At 33.9% G+C, this 21,491-nt stretch carries 20 protein-coding genes; 10 read left to right on the forward strand and 10 right to left on the reverse strand.

What is annotated here, in order from left to right:
• Positions 1-216 precede the first annotated feature (216 nt).
• Together GON26_RS03200 and GON26_RS03205 are read right to left on the reverse strand one after the other, a co-directional pair.
• Complete coding sequence (locus GON26_RS03200; protein WP_160373288.1) at positions 217-1,452, reverse strand: ABC transporter permease; 1,236 nt, start codon at positions 1,450-1,452, stop codon at positions 217-219.
• A gap of 37 nt (positions 1,453-1,489) precedes the next feature.
• A complete protein-coding gene (locus tag GON26_RS03205; RefSeq protein ID WP_160373289.1) occupies positions 1,490-1,984 on the reverse strand; it encodes a YkgJ family cysteine cluster protein in 495 nt (164 codons plus the stop codon).
• Between the two features lie 74 nt (positions 1,985-2,058).
• Here GON26_RS03205 and GON26_RS03210 point away from each other — a divergent pair, with 74 nt between their 5' ends.
• Positions 2,059-2,766 (forward strand): class I SAM-dependent methyltransferase, encoded by a 708-nt coding sequence (locus GON26_RS03210; protein WP_160373290.1) that lies wholly within the window; start codon positions 2,059-2,061, stop codon positions 2,764-2,766.
• A 19-nt stretch (positions 2,767-2,785) separates the two neighbouring features.
• A complete protein-coding gene (locus GON26_RS03215) occupies positions 2,786-3,331 on the forward strand; it encodes a YfiT family bacillithiol transferase (protein ID WP_160373291.1) in 546 nt (181 codons plus the stop codon).
• An 86-nt stretch (positions 3,332-3,417) separates the two neighbouring features.
• Here GON26_RS03215 and GON26_RS03220 read toward each other — a convergent pair whose 3' ends face one another.
• From GON26_RS03220 to GON26_RS03255, 7 genes are all read right to left on the reverse strand, one after another.
• Positions 3,418-4,050: a 7-carboxy-7-deazaguanine synthase QueE gene (locus tag GON26_RS03220; protein WP_160373292.1), complete on the reverse strand. Its 633-nt coding sequence runs from the start codon at positions 4,048-4,050 to the stop codon at positions 3,418-3,420.
• Between the two features lie 99 nt (positions 4,051-4,149).
• The gene (locus tag GON26_RS03225; protein WP_160373293.1) at positions 4,150-5,814 is read right to left on the reverse strand and encodes a tetratricopeptide repeat protein; all 1,665 of its coding nucleotides are present in this window, start codon (positions 5,812-5,814) and stop codon (positions 4,150-4,152) included.
• A gap of 16 nt (positions 5,815-5,830) precedes the next feature.
• Complete coding sequence (locus GON26_RS03230; protein WP_160373294.1) at positions 5,831-6,754, reverse strand: PstS family phosphate ABC transporter substrate-binding protein; 924 nt, start codon at positions 6,752-6,754, stop codon at positions 5,831-5,833.
• Between the two features lie 232 nt (positions 6,755-6,986).
• Positions 6,987-7,787: an energy transducer TonB gene (locus tag GON26_RS03240; protein WP_160373296.1), complete on the reverse strand. Its 801-nt coding sequence runs from the start codon at positions 7,785-7,787 to the stop codon at positions 6,987-6,989.
• A gap of 37 nt (positions 7,788-7,824) precedes the next feature.
• A complete protein-coding gene (locus GON26_RS03245) occupies positions 7,825-8,370 on the reverse strand; it encodes an ExbD/TolR family protein (RefSeq protein WP_160373297.1) in 546 nt (181 codons plus the stop codon).
• Between the two features lie 19 nt (positions 8,371-8,389).
• Positions 8,390-9,022 (reverse strand): ExbD/TolR family protein, encoded by a 633-nt coding sequence (locus GON26_RS03250; RefSeq protein ID WP_160373298.1) that lies wholly within the window; start codon positions 9,020-9,022, stop codon positions 8,390-8,392.
• 50 nt (positions 9,023-9,072) lie between these two features.
• Complete coding sequence (locus GON26_RS03255) at positions 9,073-9,894, reverse strand: MotA/TolQ/ExbB proton channel family protein (protein ID WP_160373299.1); 822 nt, start codon at positions 9,892-9,894, stop codon at positions 9,073-9,075.
• A 381-nt stretch (positions 9,895-10,275) separates the two neighbouring features.
• Between GON26_RS03255 and GON26_RS03260 the strand changes: the two genes are divergently transcribed.
• Positions 10,276-11,796: a helicase HerA-like domain-containing protein gene (locus GON26_RS03260; RefSeq protein ID WP_160373300.1), complete on the forward strand. Its 1,521-nt coding sequence runs from the start codon at positions 10,276-10,278 to the stop codon at positions 11,794-11,796.
• 462 nt (positions 11,797-12,258) lie between these two features.
• Here the strand turns inward: GON26_RS03260 and GON26_RS03265 are convergent, their stop codons facing one another.
• Positions 12,259-13,599 (reverse strand): FAD-dependent oxidoreductase, encoded by a 1,341-nt coding sequence (locus GON26_RS03265; protein ID WP_160373301.1) that lies wholly within the window; start codon positions 13,597-13,599, stop codon positions 12,259-12,261.
• Between the two features lie 397 nt (positions 13,600-13,996).
• On the opposite strand from GON26_RS03265, the gene GON26_RS03270 reads away from it, so the two are divergent.
• The 7 genes from GON26_RS03270 to GON26_RS03300 all read left to right on the forward strand — a co-directional run bounded on the left by GON26_RS03270 (position 13,997) and on the right by GON26_RS03300 (position 21,248).
• Positions 13,997-14,629 carry a tetratricopeptide repeat protein gene (locus tag GON26_RS03270; RefSeq protein WP_160373302.1) on the forward strand — a complete coding sequence of 211 codons (633 nt, stop codon included), beginning with the start codon at positions 13,997-13,999 and terminating at the stop codon, positions 14,627-14,629.
• A 683-nt stretch (positions 14,630-15,312) separates the two neighbouring features.
• Complete coding sequence (locus GON26_RS03275; RefSeq protein ID WP_160373303.1) at positions 15,313-15,912, forward strand: hypothetical protein; 600 nt, start codon at positions 15,313-15,315, stop codon at positions 15,910-15,912.
• Positions 15,913-16,379: 467 nt separating this feature from the next.
• Complete coding sequence (locus GON26_RS03280) at positions 16,380-16,997, forward strand: nucleoside/nucleotide kinase family protein (protein ID WP_160373304.1); 618 nt, start codon at positions 16,380-16,382, stop codon at positions 16,995-16,997.
• Positions 16,998-17,073: 76 nt separating this feature from the next.
• Positions 17,074-18,075, forward strand: coding sequence for a hypothetical protein (locus GON26_RS03285; protein WP_160373305.1), 1,002 nt, complete (start codon positions 17,074-17,076; stop codon positions 18,073-18,075).
• Positions 18,076-18,252: 177 nt separating this feature from the next.
• Positions 18,253-18,846: a GNAT family N-acetyltransferase gene (locus tag GON26_RS03290; RefSeq protein ID WP_160373306.1), complete on the forward strand. Its 594-nt coding sequence runs from the start codon at positions 18,253-18,255 to the stop codon at positions 18,844-18,846.
• A gap of 81 nt (positions 18,847-18,927) precedes the next feature.
• On the forward strand, positions 18,928-19,536 hold the full coding sequence (locus tag GON26_RS03295) for a YkgJ family cysteine cluster protein (RefSeq protein WP_160373307.1): 609 nt from the start codon (positions 18,928-18,930) through the stop codon (positions 19,534-19,536).
• Between the two features lie 254 nt (positions 19,537-19,790).
• Positions 19,791-21,248, forward strand: a complete 1,458-nt coding sequence (locus GON26_RS03300; protein ID WP_160373308.1) for a serine hydrolase domain-containing protein — start codon at positions 19,791-19,793, stop codon at positions 21,246-21,248.
• Positions 21,249-21,491 lie beyond the last annotated feature (243 nt).

A 21,491-nucleotide genomic window follows, 5' to 3' on the forward strand; every position in this document is an offset into this window, starting at 1 on the left:
TTCCGAAATCTCATTAATTATAAAGCGTTCTTTTGAAAACGGATGCCCTAGCCCCGATAGAAGCGGAAATCCTTTTGTGCCGGGGTTCGGCACAAAAGATTGAAGCGGATAGCGGGAAATAGCTCCTGAAAACAAAATTTTAAAAATAGAACGAAATTCTAAATTTACGCAACCAGAATTTTAGAAACTGCTGGTGATTAAGGCTGACAATCTTTATTAATCGAAACGAATGGCTTTAACGGGGGAGATTTTTGTTATTATATAAGAAGGAATCAACAACACGATAAAACAAACTGTAATAGTAAGTAGGTTTAACAATACTACATACAGCCAATTTATATAAACCGGCGCCTGGTTGACATAGTAATTTTCTGGATTTAGCGATACTATTCCAAAATATTGCTGGATAAGTAAAATTGAAATCCCGATTAGGTTACCCCAAAAGAGTCCTCTTATAATTAGGTAAAAGGCGTTATAAAGAAATATTTTGCGGACAGTCCAGTTATTAGCGCCCAATGCTTTTAGGATACCGATCATTTGTGTGCGCTCCAGAATAAGGACCAACAAGGCAACTACCATATTTATAGTCGCTACCAATATCATAACGCCTAAAATTACGATGATGTTAAAATCGAACAATTGCAACCAATCGAAAATGTAACTGTATTTTTCGATAATGGTTTTGGTATCTAAATTAGACGATGTTTGTTCGTAGATCTTATCTCCTGTTGTTTTGATTTGGTCAAAATCTTTTACAAAAACTTCGAATGCGCCAACCTGATCAGGACTCCATTTGTTGATTCTTTGAATGTGACGAATGTCTCCCAATATATAAGTAGCGTCGAAATCCTGAAATCCTGAATTGAAAATACCTGAAATTTTGAATCGGCGGCTATTAGGCAATTTTCCTTGCTCTTCTTTTATGAAAAATGTATTAAAACTATCTCCAACTTTTAAACTAAGTCTGTTGGCAAGAAATCGTGAAATGATCACATCTTCGTTTAGGTCTTTTGAAAAATCAGGTAATTTACCTTCGACCAAATACTCTTTTATATTGTTCCAATCATAATCTGCCCCTACTCCTTTGAAAATTATTCCTTCGAAAGCATTTTCGGTTCTGATGATTCCGGCTTTGCTTGCGATTGCCTGAATGTGTTTTACTTCTGGAACCGATTTGAAATGGGGATAGAAATCTTGTTTTTTAGAAATTGGAGCCAGCGTTACTTCAGAATTATTGTTATCGTAATTCGAAATAATCACCTGACCATTGAAAGCCGAAACTTTTTCACGAATTTTTTGTTGCAAACCAATTCCGGTTGCTACTGAAACCAACATCATTATAATACCAATCGCAATTGCCGAAATGGCAATTTTGATAATGGGTGCTGAAATACTGCTTTTATAATCTTTGGCAGTGATGAGTCTTTTGGCGATAAAATATTCTAAATTCAATTGTTGAGTTGTCTAATGTTAGCTTTCAAAAATACGATTATAAAGGCAATTTCTTTTTCATTTCTTCGACAATATTATAAGCTGCAGGGCAAATGGCGACATTTTTTAAGGTCAAATCTGTAATTTGATTGAATTTCTTCCGGTCTGTATGAGGAAATTCTCTACAAGCTTTTGGACGTACATCATAAATCATGCAATAATTCTCGCTATCCAGAAAAGTACAAGGAACACTTTTTAAAACATAATCTTTGTCTTCATCAATTCTGAGATATTGCTCGATGAATTGCTGTGGCTTTTGCCTGAAAGATTTTGAAATTCTCTCGATATCGGCCAATGTAAAAAGCGGCCCTGTTGTTTTACAGCAATTAGCACATTGCAGGCAATCTGTTCGTTTAAATTCGGCATCATGCAAATCCTGCATCACGTAATCTAAATTCTTAGGTTGTTTCTTTTTCAGCTTATCAAAATACTTTTTGTTTTCGATATGCTTATCTTTGGCTAACTTTTGTAAGTTATTTAAAATTTGTTTCAAGTTTAGATTTTGAAGTTGAACTGCAAAATTAAACAACTTTGAACTTGAAACCTTAAACTTTGAACTAAAATACGATGAAAGACCTTTTTGGGAAAGCGATGTATGATTTCCAGACCCATAATTCGCCAGAAAACCTGATTACTGAAACTTCAATTTCTGAAGAAGACGAAATGAGTGTTGAATATTTATTTCGCTCCTACGATGAAATGCCAAAAATTGAACAAAAAGCCTTGCAAATGGCTAGCGGAAAAGTTCTGGATGTTGGCTGCGGAGCCGGAAGTCATGGTTTGACTTTACAAAATGACAGAAATTTAGAGGTAACCGCAATTGATATTTCTGAAAAAGCAATTGAAACCTGTCAGCTTCGAGGTTTAAAAAATACTTATGTAAAGAATATTTTAGATTTTGAAGGAGAAAAATTCGATACTATTCTTTTATTAATGAATGGAACTGGAATTTTTGGAAAGCTGAAAAACTGCAACAACTATTTATCTAAACTAAAATCGCTATTGAATCCCGGCGGACAAATCCTGATTGACAGTTCTGATATTATTTATATGTTTGACGAAGATGAAGATGGCGGAAAATGGATTCCTTCAGAAAAGGAATATTACGGCGAATTGGTTTTTAGTATTTCATACAAAGGCGAAAAAGAAGAACCTTTCGATTGGTTGTATTTAGATTATAACACCCTTCAAAATGCCGCCATTGCCAACGGATTGAAATGTGAACTGGTTTTAGAAGGCGAACATTATGATTATTTAGCTAAACTTTCGATTTAAATTTAAAAATATTCAATTGATGGAAAATGTTGATTTAGAAAAATTAAAATACCCAATAGGAAAATTTGTAGCTCCGGAAAATTATTCTTCTGAATATATTCTGGGTAAAATTCAAGAAATTGAAACTTTTCCAGAACGATTAAAAGCAGAAACTATTCATTTGACAAACGAACAACTTGACACACCTTACCGTCCAGGCGGATGGACCGTTCGGCAGGTGATTCATCATTGTGCAGAGAGTCACATGAATTGTTATATCAGAATTAAATGGACTTTGACCGAAAACAATCCAGTAATAAAAGCTTATGACGAAGTTTTATGGTCTGATTTGCCTGATGGATTAAAAATGCCTATTCAACCAACACTAACTTTATTGGAAGGATTGCATTTTAGATTAGGTTATATTATGCGAAATTTATCTGAAAATGATCTAGAAAAATCATTCATTCACCCAGAAAACAATTCGAAATATAAATTAAAGCAGATTATTGCAACCTACGCCTGGCATGGAAACCATCATTTGGCACACATTACTACTTTGAAAAAATATAAAAATTGGAAATAAGAGTTTTTAATTTTATTCTAAAGCGTGTTAAGCACAAAAAAAAGCTCTTCAGTTGAAGAGCTTTTTGTTTATATCTAAATCCTGAATTAAGGAATATTCAAATATTTATGTGTTTGCAATGATACTCTCCACTTTGGATTATTCATTACATAATCTACAATTAGTGGAGTCATTTCTTCTTTTTTGCTCCATTCCGGCTGAAGAAATAAAATTGCATTGTTATTTACCAATTCTGCTTGCTCTTCGGCAAAAATAAAATCGTGCTTGTTGTGAATAATCACTTTCAATTCGTGTGCATTATCATAAACCGTCTGCGTTGGCAATTTGTTTTTCTTTGGCGAAAGACAAATCCAGTCCCAGGAACCTGATAACGGATAGGCTCCTGAAGTTTCGATATGCACTTTTAGATTTTTATCTTTTAATTGCTGTGTCAACAAAGTCATATCCCAACTTAATGGTTCTCCTCCAGTGACTACAACGGTATCTGCATAAGTTGAAGCGTTTTTTACAATTAAATCGATACTTGTTGGCGGATGTAATTCTGCATTCCAACTTTCCTTCACATCGCACCAATGACAACCTACATCGCAACCTCCAATACGTATAAAGTAAGCAGCGGTTCCAGTATGAAAACCTTCTCCCTGAATGGTGTAAAACTCTTCCATCAAAGGCAACATTGCTCCTTTATTTACTTCTAATTGTATTTCTTTTGATAACATTATTTTATTTTAAAGTGCAAAGATAGTCAATTAAATACGGAACATAAAAAAACCGATAGCTCAAAGAACTATCGGTTTTATATTTATAGAAAAACTATATTATTTTAAAGCTTTTACAGACTCACTAGCATATTTATTAGTTGGATCTAAAACTAAAGTTTTGTTGAAATACTCAACCGCTTTAGCTTTGTCAGTGTTAGCATAAGCAGCACCAATAGCGTTATAAGACTCTACAACCTTTTTCACAGTTGCAGGTTTTGCCATCTCTTCAGCACCTTTCGCAGTCATTCTATTAGCATACTCTTCATAATTTTTAATAATCATGTCGTCTTTATCCAACACACTATTAATTCTTCCTTTATAAATGTAAGCTTCGTCATAAGTTGGTGAAGCTGTAAGGATCTTATCAAACATCGCATCCGCTTTTTGTAATTCAGTTACATTACGAGTTTCTGCAGGTTTACCAGCATTACCATAATAAACAGAGATTCCGTAATATACTGCATCATCTAAATAGTTTTTAGATTCAGCATTAGCTGCTCCTAGTTCAAAAATAGCAGCCGCTTGTTCGTATTGTTTTTTACCAAACAATTCTTTTCCAAAATCAGCCAATTCTTCTACAACTAGAGGTTCTAACTCAATTGCTTTTTTAATATCAACTAAACCAGCATCAAAAGCCGCCTGATCTACTACACCTTCAGCATTAGTTCCTTTTTTAATTTTTGCAAGACCTAAATACAAATAATCTCTACCAATTACTTTGTTTGTTGGTACTTTAATAAAATCTTCGATAGATTTAATAGCTACATCAACGTTACCATTTTCGTAAGCCGCATAACCTAAATATCTGAAAATTCTAGGATTTACTTTATCCTCAGCAATCATTTTATTAGCAACTACCTCTAAACTTTTATAGTCTTTAACCAGGATTAAGAAATCTGCGTGACGCATTTTAGAATCTAAAGAATAATCCGTAAGACTTAAATATTTCTCGTAGTTTGTAATTGCTTTCTCTAAATTAACTTTTGAAGTAGAAGGCTTATTTCTAGCCCATTTGTAATAGGTTTCAGCCAACTCTCTGTAAACAGGGCCATAGTTAGCGTCTAAAGCAATCACCTCATTAAAAGATTTAATAGCTTCATCATAAGATTTAGCTCCTTTTAACAAAACTCCTAATTGCATTTTTGCTCTTAATAACTTATTGTCAGCAGTAAAAGCATCACGATATGCTTTGTACGCGTCATTTTGATTGCTTGCTCCGTAATAAGCATCTCCTATTGCTAAAAGAGCTGTTGCATTTTGCGGTTCAATCGCTAAAGCACGCTGCAAAACAGTAATAGCACTTTTATAATCAGGATTTGCAGAGTTCATATAAGCTCTACCAATGTAAATGAATTCATTTACATCTTTACGTTTCATTTCTTTTGTAGCCAAAGCGAAATTAGCCTGAGCTGAAGCTGTGTTTTTATTGTCAAGATCCAATTGACCTAAACCAATATAGTTTAAGTGTTTTTCATCTGCTGCTTCTAATCCATTTAGATAATAAATTTTAGCTGAATCAACAACAGATTGATTGAGGTACACATTCCCTAAAACAAAATTTGCTTCTCCGTCAGATGGTTTCGCTTTTATAATTGACTTTAATAATGATTTAGCTTTATCGAATTGCTCTGCATCGATTGCTTTTTTGGCTTGGTCTAGATCTTGCGCATTTGCAACAGTAGTCGCTAATAAGGCAATACTAAAAATTTTAAATTTATTCATATTAATTGTAATTAATTTATTCTTTATCGTTTATAATTTGATTTCTAATTAGAAGTTTTCTGCCTGGAGTTCTTACAGGCATTAAACCAGATTTCAAAACTATCCTTTGTCCGATATCCCCGGAAATAAATGAAGCAAACCCCATTCCTAATCCAGAATATGCCTGACAATTTATGATATACAATTCACGTGCCAAAGGATATTTTTGTTCGGCAATGTCATTTTGCGAAGGACTATAATATTGATCATCCTTCAATCCTTTTACACTTAAAACATGTATTTTTTTTACAATTTCCAGCATATTAGGTGAAGGTTGCGAAAGCCAATTTACACCCACAACCCCAATCATACCGTCATTGTCTGCAACAAATTTCATTACTTCCTCATTGGTTTTAAAAGAAAAAACACCGCTAGTAGGAATATCTTTTACTTTCGCCAATTCTTTCATATAACGAACTGTGCTTGAATTAGGATTATCAAAGACTAAGCCTTTAATTTTCGAATCTTTTTTCCCTTGCATAAAATCGATTACAGATTTCAACGCAATTAAAGTGTCATTATTGCTCTTATTCGAAATAAATGCAATAGCATCTATTGCAAAAGGAGTAATTCTAGGATTTATTTTCTTATTAGCAAATATATTCAGTTCCTCTTGAGTTAGTTTTCGTGAGGTAATACCAACATTAATTCTTTGATTCAATAAATCATTAATTACTTCAGCTTCAGATTTTGGCTGAATTGAAATTTTAGCATCGTAATACGTTCCTTCAAAAACAGCTATCTGGTCATCCACAATTGGTTTAACTGTTTCATCAACGACAATATCTATAGCCCCTTTCAGTATCGTATCTTTATTCGAATCATTTTTGCTTTTTTGGTTACACATAGCAAACAAAAAAACGAAAATGATTAATCCAAAAACTTTACCGTATTTCAACATAATTATTCTTTATTAGAATTTATCAATCTTAAAAACCGTATTCCTGAATATACTATTAGTAAACTACCAAAAGCATATCTGTAGATAGGATCCATGTTTATAGGAAGCTTATCCCAAAACATAATCATTAATCCCAGCACAAGATAAATCAAAAAAAACAATATTCCTAAAACAAGAAGAAATCGCCCAAAGAGCGATTTCTTCTGAATGTTATTAAGCAATTCTTTAAACATTACTCTGCAGATTGAATCGTAATAGGCAAAGAGTAAAGTACTCTCACTTTTTTACCATTTTGTTCTCCCGGACTCCATCTTGGACATTTTTTAAGAACGCGAATTGCTTCTGCTCCTGTGCCATAACCAATGTCTCTTAGAACTTTAATGTCGGTTAAAGAACCGTCTTTTTCAACTACAAAAGTAACATATACTTTACCTTTTAAACCTTCTTCTTCAGGAGTTCTATAGTTATTTCCTACGAATTTGTAGAATTTTTCCATTCCTCCAGGGAAATCTGGTTTTACTTCGATACCAGCTGTGTTATACACGTTGTTATCTTCTTGTACTATCTCAGCAACAGGACCTTTTCCTACTGGTTCATCAACAGTTAAAACTGCATCTGGATCTCCTTTGATAGTTTCAGAACCGATTTTCTTTTTTTCAAGTTCCACAATTTTTGGTGGCTCTTCAGTAATTTCCTCGGTTTTTGCAACAACAGGTTTAACAAACTTCACCTGATCCACTTTAGGTGGCGGCGGTGGAGGTGGTGGAAGATTCGGTTTTACTTCCTGTTTTTTAGGAGGTAACTTTATCTTAGTAAGCTTAATCTCGTTCGCTACTACCGCTTCTTCAGATTTCGGTATTAGACTAATAATAAGAGGTGCAGCAACAGCTAAGCTAAAAATAACAGAACCAATGATAAGTGCTCTTACCGTAGTTTTGGTATTTGATTTTCTTAACTCATAAGCGCCATAAATCTTATTACGTCCTTCGAATACGATATCAAGCCACTGATTTTTTATAATATCTAATTTCATTTTTCTTGATTATTAGGTTATAAAAAAAATAAAAAAATTATTTTTTCTCTAACAATTCTGTTTCTTTAGGAAGAAAATCATTTACAATTGCATAAGTACCAACTCCACTGATTGCCATTTCATCTAAAATGTCAACTAGGTTTTTATACTTTGATTTCTTACCTGGCTTGATGATAACAATAATTCCTTTGTCTTTATTTCCAGTATATTCAATTACTGATTTTTTACGAGACAATAATTCTTTACGAATCCCTTCTTTTCCGTAAGCAATATCCTTAGGACCAGCAATAGGAGCTTCTAACAATCCCATATAATAGATAAGTTTATTATTCTCACCCATCATAATAGTCATCGTTCTCTTCTCATCTACTTTCATAGGTTTCTCATCTGCTTTTGGATCTTTATCTGGCAAACCTAGAGGCATCGCCTGAGGCTTTGACAACGTCGTAGTCAACATAAAGAATGTGATCAATAAGAATGCCAAGTCTACCATCGCAGTTAAATCTACTTTAGAGTTTTGCTTTTTACTTCTTACCTTACCACCTTTTCCGCCGCCACTGTCGTTAGTATTTAATTCAGCCATTTTAGTGTATGTTTATTAATTAAAAGTCTTTCCCTCTCATACCTGTAACCAAGCTAAAGGAATTAATTTTTTGATCTTGTAAGATATCCATAATTTTTTTGATTTTTGGATAATCTTCTTTTGCATCACCTTTTATAGCAATTTGCAATTCTTTAGTTCCTCCACTAAGATCAATTGCTGCTCTTCTAGAAACCAACAACCAATCTTTTAATTGATTATCTAAAGAATCCATTGGAATTCCCGGCTGAGGCGCTTTACTTCTGTCAGCAGCTTTCATATCAATGATCTGTTTCAAATTTGCAAGAGGCACACCGAAGTCGTCCATTAATGCAAATTTCGCTTTATCTTCTTCTGAAAACTCAACACCTAATTTTGTTCCCATTCCAGCAAGAGTTTCTTTACGCAACTCTCTTCCTTTCATGTCAAAAAACACTTTACTAACTCCATCTTTTCCTTTACCAATTGTAATAATTGCTAAATCTGTATCTGGCATTTTAGTTAGTACAGTAGAAGAAGGCGTGTCAACTGGAAGTGCTTCAGGCACTTTAGCTGTAGCAGTCAAAATAAAGAACGTAAGCAAAAGGAATGCAACATCACACATCGCAGTCATATCTGTCGATGCCGACTTTTTTTTCATTTTTATTTTAGCCATTCTCTTTTATTATTTTATTTTGATAATTTATAATTAAATATCAAAAATGATTATTGTTTCAAACTTCCTCTGAATTTTCTGTAAGTGTTTACGATAGTAACACCAGCCTCATCGATAGAGTAAGTTAAATCATCAATTTTAGATGTAAAGAAATTGTAAGCAATAATTGCAAAAATAGATGTAGAGATACCTGTTGCAGTGTTGATAAGTGCCTCAGAAATACCGTTTGCAAGTGCAGCCTGGTCTGGAGTTCCAGCAGAAGCTAACGCACCAAACGCTTTAATCATCCCTGATACAGTTCCTAATAATCCTCCTAAAGTTCCTAAAGATACTAAAGCAGAGATAATAGTCATGTTTTTCTCTAACATTGGCATTTCTAATGAAGTAGCCTCTTCGATTTCTTTGTGGATTACTTCTGAAGCCTCTTCACTGTTGAAACCTTCTTTTTTAACGTCTTGGTATTTAATCAAAGCAGATTTAATTGCGTTTGCAACAGAACCTTGTTGTTTGTCACAAGCAGCGATAGCAGCCTCGATGTTTCCTTCTTTAATGTTACCTTGTACATTTTTCATAAATGTATCTAAGTTAGCTTTTCCAGCAGCTTTAGAAATAACAAAGAATCTCTCAAAAGAGAATACGATAACCATTAACAACATACCTAATAAAATTGGCACGATAAATCCTCCGTGATAAACCATTCCTAGTGTGTTTAATGGACGTCCTTCAACTGTTCCACCTTCAAAGTTAGATGGAGCTCCCATAACGAATTGCCAAATTAACCATCCAACAAAAACACATGCTAAAATAATGATTCCTGAAATCATTCCTCCTCCATTTGAAGTACTCTCTTTTTTAACTTTAACGTTTGCCATTTTTTTTTAAATTTTAATAGTTTTAAATAATTTTATTTTTTAGTTATATTTAACTTGTAGAGGAGCAAATTTATACGTTTAGTTTAAATAAAAAAACTTTTTTTAATTTTATTGAAGCAAATTTAACTTGAAATTAAAAAATATCTCATTAATTTGTTTAACTCCTATTTTTGATAAAACAAAAAAAAGGGCAAATAATATAAAAATTACAACGTTTTAGTAAATATTCAAACAATCCATTGATATCTTCTTAAAAAGTTGCGAAATTGTTTTTTGTTGCGTTTTACCACTAAAAAAGCTTTTTCCTACTAAAAAAAATGAATCATTAATGTTAAAAAAACCAGCGAAATACTTATAACCCTCTAAATTACAAATAAAAACATGAATAAAAAAGATAATTTCATTAAAGATATAACCAATGGCTACCAATCTAAAGGGGGAAGCATCACTTTGGGAGGTGCAATTTTAGACGGTGAAGCAATAGCCGGGGCTCACGTAAAAATCCCGTTGAAAACCTTAAACAGACACGGTCTTATTGCCGGCGCAACCGGAACCGGTAAAACCAAAACGATTCAGGTTTTCTCTGAACAATTATCAAATGCAGGAATTCCGGTTTTGATGATGGATATTAAAGGTGATTTTAGTGGGATTGCCAAAGAAGGAAAAGAAGAAGGTTTTATTACAGATCGTCATACCAAAATAAACCTACCTTATACTATAGCCTCATTTCCTGTTGAGCTAATGTCACTGTCTAAACAAAACGGTGTTCGATTGCGTGCGACTGTTTCTGAGTTTGGGCCTGTGCTGTTTTCGCGAATTCTGGATTTGAATGATACCCAGGCTGGAGTTGTTGCTGTAATCTTTAAATATTGCGATGATAACAAAATGCCTTTATTGGATTTAAAAGACATTAAAAAAGTCATTAATTATATTACCGAAGAAGGCAAAGAGGAGATTGCTGAAAACTATGGTAAGATTTCGACCTCAACGACCGGAACTATTCTTCGTAAAATAATTGAACTCGAACAACAGGGCGGTGATCTGTTTTTTGGCGAATTGTCTTTTGAAATTGACGATTTGATGCGGATCGACGAAAACGGAAAAGGATACGTAAACATCATCCGCCTGACGGATATTCAGGACAAACCAAAACTGTTTTCGACTTTTATGCTGAGTTTATTGGCAGAGATTTACCAGCAAATGCCTGAAAAAGGAGATGCTGACCAACCCGAATTAGTGATTTTTATTGATGAAGCACACCTGATATTCAACGAAGCGAGCAAAGCTTTATTGGAACAAATAGAGACTATCGTAAAACTGATCCGTTCTAAAGGTGTTGGCGTTTATTTTGTAACGCAAAACCCTATGGACGTTCCGAGTGGTGTTCTGGCACAGTTAGGTTTAAAAATCCAGCATGCCCTGAGAGCTTTTACAGCCAATGACAGACAAGCGATTAAAAAAACAGCTGACAATTACCCAACGTCTGATTATTATAAAACCGATGAATTACTGACGAGTTTAGGAATTGGAGAAGCTTTGGTTACTGCGCTAAACGAAAAAGGTGTCCCTACTCCGCTGGTTGCTACCATGATGCGTGCTCCACAAAGCCGAATGGACATTTTGAGCGATGATGAAATCGAAGATATCAACTCAAAATCGAAACTGGTAAAAAAATACAGTGAAGAAATGGATCGTGAAAGTGCTTACGAAATACTAAACAAAAAGATAGAAGAAGCCAATCAGGCCAGCGCAGCAGCCGAAGAAGAACAAGCCGAAACGAAATCATCAAAATCTGAGCCGAGCACAGCAAGTGTGGTAGGGAAATCGGTATTGAAAGTCGTTACGAGCGCTACCTTTATAAGAGGTGTTTTTGGAGTACTTTCTAAAATATTCAAAAAGTAAAAAAAATATTTAACCATATAAGTGATATAAGTTCATTTTACTCTGTGCGCAAAGCATTATATTTACTTATATCACTTATTCATACAAATAGAATTCAGCAAAGACAACCTAAGCGCAAAGCTTTAATTTACTTATATCACTTATATAGTTTAAAAAAAATATTTAACCATATAAGTGATATAAGTTCATTTTTCTCTGTCGCAAAGCATTATATTTACTTATATCACTTATTCATACAAATTGAATTCAGCAAAGACAACCTAAGCGCAAAGCTTTAATTTACTTATATCACTTATATAGTTTAAAAAAAATATTTAACCATATAAGTGAAATAAGTTCATTTTTCTCTGTGCGAAAAACATTATATTTACTTATATCACTTATTCATACAAATAGAATTCAGCAAAGACAACCTAAGCGCAAAGTTTTAATTTACTTATATCACTTATATGGTTTAAAAAATTATGCGTTCAACAACTCCAAAATCTTATTTTCGATTTCGGGTGTGTTCCAGATATTTTCGATATTATCGATTCGTAGAATTTGCTTCATAATATTGTCCTGAAAATCCCCAATTGCCAAAGCTTCGGCATAGGGGCGATCACTAAAAGTTACCCTACTATATAAAGGTATCCATTTGTCAGGATGTTTTTCAGAGAATAGCTTTTCGATTTTCTTTTGAAGCAGAAATTTCTCATCGGCAGTTTTAGTGCTCATTTCCATGAAATTTCGGTATGAAAGTTCTGCAATTGCATCGGCATTGGGTTTTCTGGAAATCTGATATTCAGAGAAAATGGTCTTCCAGTCGTTTCCGTATTTTTCGATCATTTCGTTCAAAACGGTAATATCTTCAAAACCGGCATTCATACCCTGTCCGTAAAACGGAACAATCGCATGGCAGGCATCACCAATCAGCGCAATTTTATCTTCGTATGTCCAGGGGAAACATTTCATGGTAACCAATGTACTGGTTGGATTCTTAAAGAAATCTTCGGCCAGTTTCGGAATCACTTCTATCGAATCCGGAAAGTTTTTCTCAAAGAAATCTTCGACCATTTTGCGATCTGTAAGTGACGCAAATGAATTCTCGCCTTCAAAAGGCATAAATAACGTACAGGTAAAACTTCCGTCAAGATTAGGAAGCGCAATCAGCATGTATTCGCCGCGTGGCCAAATATGAAACGAATTTTTATCCAGTTTATGAGTCGCATCGGCATTGGCCGGAATGTTTAATTCTTTATACCCCATATTCAGGAATTCCTGCGAATAATTGAACATGCTCTGGCGCTGCATTCTGTGACGGATTCTCGAAAACGCCCCATCAGCACCAAAAACCATATCGTATTTTCGTTCCTCCCACTCGCCTCTTTCGGTTTCGCCAATGTGCAAAGTAGCATCACTCAGTGTTACATCCCAGATTTTTTGGTCGAAATAAAATTCGGCACCGGCATTCTCCGCCAGATCAATCATTTTACGATTCAGCGTTCCTCTTGAAATCGAATAAATCGCTTCTCCGTCTTGTCCGTAATTCTGAAAATTGAGTTTATCGACCAAATGTATTGCCCGTTTGTCCATCGGAATTGCGATTTCGCGCACCGGATCGCCTACGCCAACGCCATCAAGTGCTTTCCAGCCTCGGTTAGACATTGCCAGATTGATCGAACGACCCGAAAAATTTATTTTACGAATATCAGGACTACGATCATAAACATGAACCGTGTGACCTTCTTTTTTAAGATAAATTGCTAATAGGGATCCAACCAATCCAGAACCTACAATAGCAATTTTAAGTGGAGTTTGCATCAAGGAAAATCTAAATATAAGTTCGTAAAAATAAGTAATAAATACACAAAAGCTTAAAAATAAAGGAAATATTTATAATGGTATGGGCATGTCCCCGCCAAAAAAAGCGGGGTCGGGCTATCCGCTGTATTCCCGATTAACAAAAACTACGGCAAAAAAGCCTTGTTTTTCTAAATCGGGAGATGCCGCTCCTATCCCTCATGCGGCAGTTATTTTCATAAGAAAACTTATTTTATTTACGGTTTAATAGGAAAAATAAATATATTTGAAGGGAACAATAATACGCAATGAACATTATCCAAACTATCAAAAATTGGCTAGATTGGAGACATTTTATTGCTGGTATAAACAAGTTGGCGGTAATTTTGCCACGAAAGAAACTTAACAATTAATAGAAATGATAGATTGGTATAGACGAAAAACTTGGACGAAAATAGATGAAGAAGAATTCTTTGCAAAACTTGGACGAGCAAGAAAAGATGGACGAGCTCAATATTTAAAAATACAAGCCATTGAATTAGTTTATACCAACGACAAAAAACTATTGGTCGTTGCTGAAACTTTGCTAAATAAAATGCTGGCGGAATATCCAAACGACAATTTTAATAAAGGTTCGGCTTTGCACACTCTTGGCAATATTTACCAACAGCTCGATGACTATAAAATTGCAATTGACTACTATAAACAAGCACTTGATTTTGAACAAATTCATCCCAACGTTAAAACACAAGCATACTTAGATTATTCAGAGCTGATTATCAAAACCAACAAAGTAGAAAAATTTGATGATGTTGAAAACATATTACTTGAACGATATTCAGGGCTTTTGTTTCCGATAGCGAAATATAAAGTGAATTCTATTTTGTCAATAGTAAATAAACATAACAATAGACAAGATAAAGCAAAGCATTATGCAGAACTAGCAGAACAAAATGCAAACGCTGAAATTTCAGGACTGAGATACCATAAAACACTTGGCGTGGTAACTGAAAGAGAAGATTGGCTAGACAAAATTCTAAAAATTAAATAAAAACTACCACCAACAGCTACTCCAACGGATTTGGGCATTTGGCTTAATGGAAAATTAGTTTTGTATTTGGAATGATTTGGCAAATCCGAAAATAGAGCTTAACATAGTCCCAAACCCAATGTAGTACAGAATGTTAACTGTAACCTTGATAAACACTATGCAAAACAAGAAACAATTTTTCTTCATTATATTTTTACTTTTACTTATAATTCTATTTGTATCTAATTCATATTCATTAGACTTCGCATCATCGGTTGTTCCGGGTTGGAACACAACTATATTTCCAACACATTATGTAATTATACCTACGATAATTTTGCTGTTCCTCATAGATTCGTTCATTTACTGGAAGCTCAAAAAAAGGAATAATAAGCATTCTAAAAAAATTGTCATCATCCATTTTATAATTACAACAATACTTGCTTTGTTAATCAAATGTCCTGAAATTTACTTTCAGGGAATTTATACTCAACATACTGTTACAGAAATCTTGGGTATATTAGAAACATTTAAGTATATTTTTATAATTTTTGTCGTTTTACAGGTTATTTATATTCTTTATATTTTCAAAACGCTTTTGAAAAAACAAGGCAATAACTAGCAGTATTTTAAGCAGATCCAAATCCCAAAGCACACGAAGTCTAGCAACTTAGTACCCACTCCAAATAAACCTCAACCTATCCATGAATTACACCAAATATTCTGATGATGAATTACTGGATTCTTATTCAACCATGATCGATTATTCCGGAAAAGCCAATCCAGACATTTTAGTCGAAATAGAAAACAGAGGCGGCATGGAAACTTTTCTGAAACGAAAAGAAAGCAACGAAAAGAACAAAAAAGAAATTGGCCGGATAAGCAAGGAAGTACATGATGGCTGCAAAAACTTTGTAGGCGCTGATGTAGAATTCATTAAACAAGCTATTACCTCCGAAATTTTATCCAAAGAAGAACTTGATTCTTTAATCGAAAGAAAGTTTATCGAACATTCTGCTCTACTTGCAGACAAGGAAATCAATTCGAATACCATTGTCGGAAGCATTACAGGCACTTTGATTGGAGCCGTTCTGGGCGCACTGTTTCTGATTATTTGTACAGCAATCTTTAAAAAAATTCTATTTATTTTACTAATAGGTGTTTACGTAATTTCGTATCACACCATAAAATTCATTACCAAAAAATCCCGAAATAATATCGTTGTATTTATTGCCAGTTTAATTGCTACGATTCTGGCCTTGGGCATTGCATTATTTTTTGCAGGTATATTGCTTCATTGGTAGAAAATTAACTCCCCATATTACTCTAACGCACTTTGATGCGTTTTACGATTTCTTGTAATCTCCTATAACCAGACCAAAAACCCCAAATTTGACGTCGCTGATGTCAAATTTGACGTCTCTGATGCCAAATTTGACGTTCTCGATGTCAAATTTGGCGTCCCTGATGTCAAACTTGACGTCCCTGATGCCAAATTTGACGTTCCTGATGTCAAACTTGACGTCCCTGATGCCAAATTTGACGTTCCTGATGTCAAATTTGGCGTCCTTGACGTCAAATTTGACGTTTTTCGGGGTTTTCTGTTCTAGCTCTCCTAAACAAACAAGCTTCAGAAGATAATTTTTTAGGTGGATTACTAATTAATGCTAAAAATAGATACATTTGAGAAAACGTTAATAGACAAGAAAACCTGATTTTTAACTCTTATTTGAATTGAACAGCCAACTTTAAAAACAAATACCTTACAAGAATGTATAATGAATGGTTAGAAACTAAAAAGGAATTCAGAGGTGGTCTCATTCTTTCATCGATTATGGTATTTGCTTTATTAATATGGCCTGGGAATAAGATAGATACTTCGCAGGAAAACTTCATAAGAGAGACTGTTATCCTCCAGTCAAAACCTTTTTTTGATGAGGAAAGTCATGGCAAAAGCGGCACTGAACATTTTGTAAAATTAAATTTCACAGGAGATAAACGAGAATATCGAATTACCGGAATTGACTATAATTTTCTTCGATATGACGACTTCATTCAAATTGATTCTGGTGACACGCTTGAAATTGCCAGAACTTCAAACAAAATCCATTCCTTATCCAAAAATGGATTCAACTATTTAAACTATACTAAAGCCGAAACTAATCGTGGACTGGTCATTTATTTTATAGGATACTTGTTTATACCAATCATTCCGATTTGTATTTTCGTTCAGTTTTTCAAAAAAAGACCCTATTATCGGTATAAAAATAAATTATATCCTATTCAGTTTGACATCATTACATTTATAATTTTTACAGCAACTATTATTATACTCACCTTGAATATGCCTCACTTTCAAATAATTTCCAGTGGTGAGTTTTACAAATAAAATATAACCAAAGACGTATCTTTTTTATATTTACTTCATCAAAATGTATTTCCAAATTAAATTTTAAACCTAAAAATTGACACAAAACCAGCTCCACTTAAAGAAAAAAGAATACTATTGGAAGGACCATTTTTTTGGTTTATTATTTTTCTTCTCTATTGCGATTTACACTTTTATAAAATACACACCTGATAACAATGCGAAATACCTTTGTTTGATTTTCATGATTTTATCTTTAATCATTTGTGTATTTATCATACTGAATTTGCTTTCGATAAAAAACTACAGCATTACAGAAAAAGAACTGATCGAGTGGTCTTTTTTAAGGAAAGAAAAAAAGGTTTTTGCTCTTAATGAAATGGAAAGCTGGACTGAAAAACAACTCAAAGGAAAATTTGGGAATTGGGAACAAATGGTTCTGTATTTTAAAAATGGCGAAAAAACAAAAATCTTAAGTGACTATTTTGAAAATTATGCCGAACTAAAAAACGTCCTAACAAAAGATATAACACGTAATACAGAGCGAGAAGAACTGAACACAAAAAAATTTGAAAAAAAACTGGCTATTTTGTTTTTAATAATATGCTTTCTGTTTTTTTATGGCGCCTATAATGCTTTGCAAGTAGAGGATATCAAGTCTGAAGACATCGTAGTTTTTGGGGACAAAACATCCAAAAAAATAAAATACATTCAAAAGAAACACAGTTCGGTTGAAATTAAATTAGAACAATATCCGGAGTTCATTTTCTATATAAGCGGTGATGCATTAAAGGCGACCAGCCGTACGGCATTGATTGAGGACATCAAGAAAGGCGATTCGATTTTTATCGGAATCGATAAAGCCACATACCGAAAAGAAATAATACGGGTGGACTCTTTGTCAACATCTGAAAAATATTTTCCGAATGAATATATAAGTGTAGAAAGCGTTGAATCGAAAGAGTTTCATTACTTAGAATTATCCGCAAATAATTTCGAAAGATCCGAAAACAAATATATAAGCTGTTTTGTATTTGCTCTTTTTGGCTTTTTTTTCATCTTAATGTCAATTATTGGATTTACAAAGAAAACAGAATAATCTATTTCGACTATTGGCAATGCCTTTCGAAATAGTCCTGTTTTAGCTTTTAAATAAACCACCCTGCTTCGTACTGGCATCCGTAATCTTAAGTTTCATAACAAAATCTTTCGTTTAAGGATTTATTAAAAACGCCAAAAAAAGTATTTTCGCTTAAGAAAACATCAACCTGAATTTATGAAAAGCGAATTACTACAAACAGACATTATCTTAGAAAACGAACGCGTTTTGTTGCTTCCTTTTGAGAACGAAAGAAACGCTGCACTTAAGGAAATTATTTTTGACGATGAAATCTGGAAATATATGGGGATGTATGTCCGTACTGAAGCTGATTTCGAAAATTATATTCAAAATACCCTGCAGCAAAAAGCAGCCGGGATTTGTTATCCTTTTTTAATCATCGACAAAAAAACCAATAAAGTTGCCGGAAGTACACGCTATGGGTATCTGAATCACGCAAGCCAAAAATGCGAAATTGGCTGGACCTGGTACGGAAAGGAATTTCAGGGAACTGGTTTAAACAAAGCCTGCAAGTATGAACTACTGAATTTTGGTTTCGAGAATATTCAGTTTAAGAGAATTCAATTCAGTGCCGATTTTGAAAATAAAAAATCACAAAGGGCTATTGAAAAACTGGGTGCTGTAAAAGAAGGTGTTTTCAGAAATAATTATGTTGATTCAGAAGGCAAAAGCAAAGATGATGTTTATTACAGTATTATTTCGGATGAATGGCAAGCTACAAAACAGGAATATTTTGGAGAATTTAAATAAATATCTCTGAAAAGCAGTTATTTTCAGAATAAATCCAGATTATAGCACGAACCATTTCTATTAGCCTACCTTACCAAAAAAATGGCAATAGAACAAAAGGTTCGGTTGGTTGAAGAATTATTTGACAAACTAGAAATTGAAATTACTGCTTTTCAATTTGAAACACATTTGTTTTGCAATTCAGGTTGTGGTAAATGCTGCTCTACTCCTAATATAGATGCTTCTCCTTTAGAATTTTTACCGTGGGCCTTTCATTTATTTTTGAATGGCGAAGCCGAAAAAATGTTGAATGAACTAAGCATGACTTCGACCAAAACCTGTTTTTTGTATCGTCCGCTTTCTGTTTTAGAAAATCATAAAGGAAACTGTAGTAACTACACGTATCGCGGTTTGATTTGCCGGCTTTTTGGCTATGCTGCCAATACGGATAAGTTTGGAAAACTACGATTGGTTACCTGTAAAATCATTAAGGAAGAACAGCTCGAAAATTTTACTGCTGCAGAAGAAGTCATAAATAAAGGCAAATATGTTCCCATTTTTACCGATTATTATATGCAGCTGAAACAAATTGATTATAAAATGGGCATGACTTTGCTGCCCATAAATGAAGCCCTTAAAATGGCTATTGAAGACGTTTTGCATTATTATGCTTACCGTCCGTTTCCGGGTGGAATTGAAAATAGTGCTTAAATAAAGAAAAGATTTTTTGATGATGAAATTTCGAAAGATCATAAAATCAATACATAAGCTGTTAAGTGTTTGCTCTTTTTTTGATTTTTTGATAAAATGAAAAATAAAGGATTGATTTTGAAACCAAATAAAAAAACTGTCGTCTAATAAAATTAGAACATCGGTTTAATAGTAATCAAAAGTAGTAACGCTACAGAGTTTCAATCATCACATCAAAAAACTAAAATCAATTAATCAATCAATAATCATCAATCATGAAAACAAAATCAATTCAGTTTATCGCACTCAGCCTCTTTGTTTCACTTCTTACACTACCGCTTTCGTTTGCGCAGAACAAGGCAAAAGAAATAGAACAGTTAATGAGCAAATACAATGAATATGGCCAATTTAACGGATCCGTACTGGTCGCAGAACACGGAAAGGTAATTTTTGAAAAAGGATTCGGAAATGCCAATATCGAATGGAACATCCCGAATCAGCCTGACACTAAATTCCGCTTAGGATCTATCAGCAAACAATTCACCACTTTCCTGATTATTAAGTTAGCCGAAGAAGGTAAACTAAAACTGGATGTGCCTATTACCACTTATTTACCGGATTACCCAAAAGCTACGGGAGACAAAATCACTATTCATCACTTAATGACGCATACTTCCGGAATACCGAGCTACACTTCTTTTCCGGATTTCTTTAGAGATAAAAGCAGAAACCCTTATACACCTGAAGGTCTGACAAAATTATTTTGCGATCTGCCGCTTGAGTTTACTCCTGGAGAAAAATTTAATTATTGTAATTCCGGGTATATTTTATTAGGGTATATTATCGAAAAAGTTTCGGGTAAAACATACGAGAACTATTTGCAGGAAACCATTTTAACGCCTTTAAAAATGGCAAATACAGGATACGACCACAGCGACATTATACTAAAAAACAGAGCCGCCGGTTATGAAAAAAGAGGCAAAGTAATCGTTAATGCTGACTATCTGGATATGAGTGTTCCCTACTCTGCTGGTTCTTTATACTCAACGGTAGAAGATTTATACTTATGGGATCAGTCACTTTATACCACACAATTACTTTCAGAAGCCTCTATGAATTTATTGTTTAAAGAATACATTCCGGCAGACGGAGGTCATTATGGATATGGCTGGTTTATTAATGATGTTGCTAACGGGAAAAATTCTAAAGTAAAAACCATAAGTCATGGCGGAGGAATAAATGGATTCAACACGATTATATCCCGTATTCCGGCGGATAAAAATTTAGTAGTCATCCTGAACAATACCGGAGGAACCGTTTTAGAAGAAATGAATCAGGCGATTAGAAATATTTTATACGATCAGCCTTATCATCTGCCTAAAAAATCAGTGGCCTTTGAGTTGCTTGAAATTTTTACAAATGATGGTCTTGCTGCTGGTAATACTGCTTATGCTAAAATAAAAAACGATCCAACTTATGGCATCAAAGAAAGCGACATGAACAGAGTAGGCTACCGACTACTGGAGCTCAACAAAAAGAAAGAAGCCATCGAAATTTTTAAAATCAATACCGAGGCTTTTCCAAAATCCGGAAATACTTATGATAGTCTGGGTGAAGCTTATCTGGCAGATGGCAATAAAAAGCTGGCTATTGTAAACTATACAAAATCTATTGAGCTGGATCCATCAAATGAAAACGGTAAAAAAATACTGGCTGAAATCTCTAAGAAATAATATTTTAAATAACAGATAAAAAGTAAGTTTTACAGACTCTGACAGTCCGGATTTAGAATCTAAGCATCCACTTGTTTACGCAAGTGGATGCTTTTTTCTTTTTATAATTAAGTGATTTTTTTATCCAAAAGTAATTTCAGAATATCTTTTTTACCATAAAAAATACTATTTTAGCCCTGCCCAAAAAAACAGTATTACAGTCCCAAATCAAGTTTGTTGACACCTCAAAAGTTGTTGACAATT

Origin of the sequence: Flavobacterium hydrocarbonoxydans (assembly GCF_009789235.1) — a bacterium.
GTDB classification, from domain to species: Bacteria; Bacteroidota; Bacteroidia; order Flavobacteriales; family Flavobacteriaceae; genus Flavobacterium; species Flavobacterium hydrocarbonoxydans.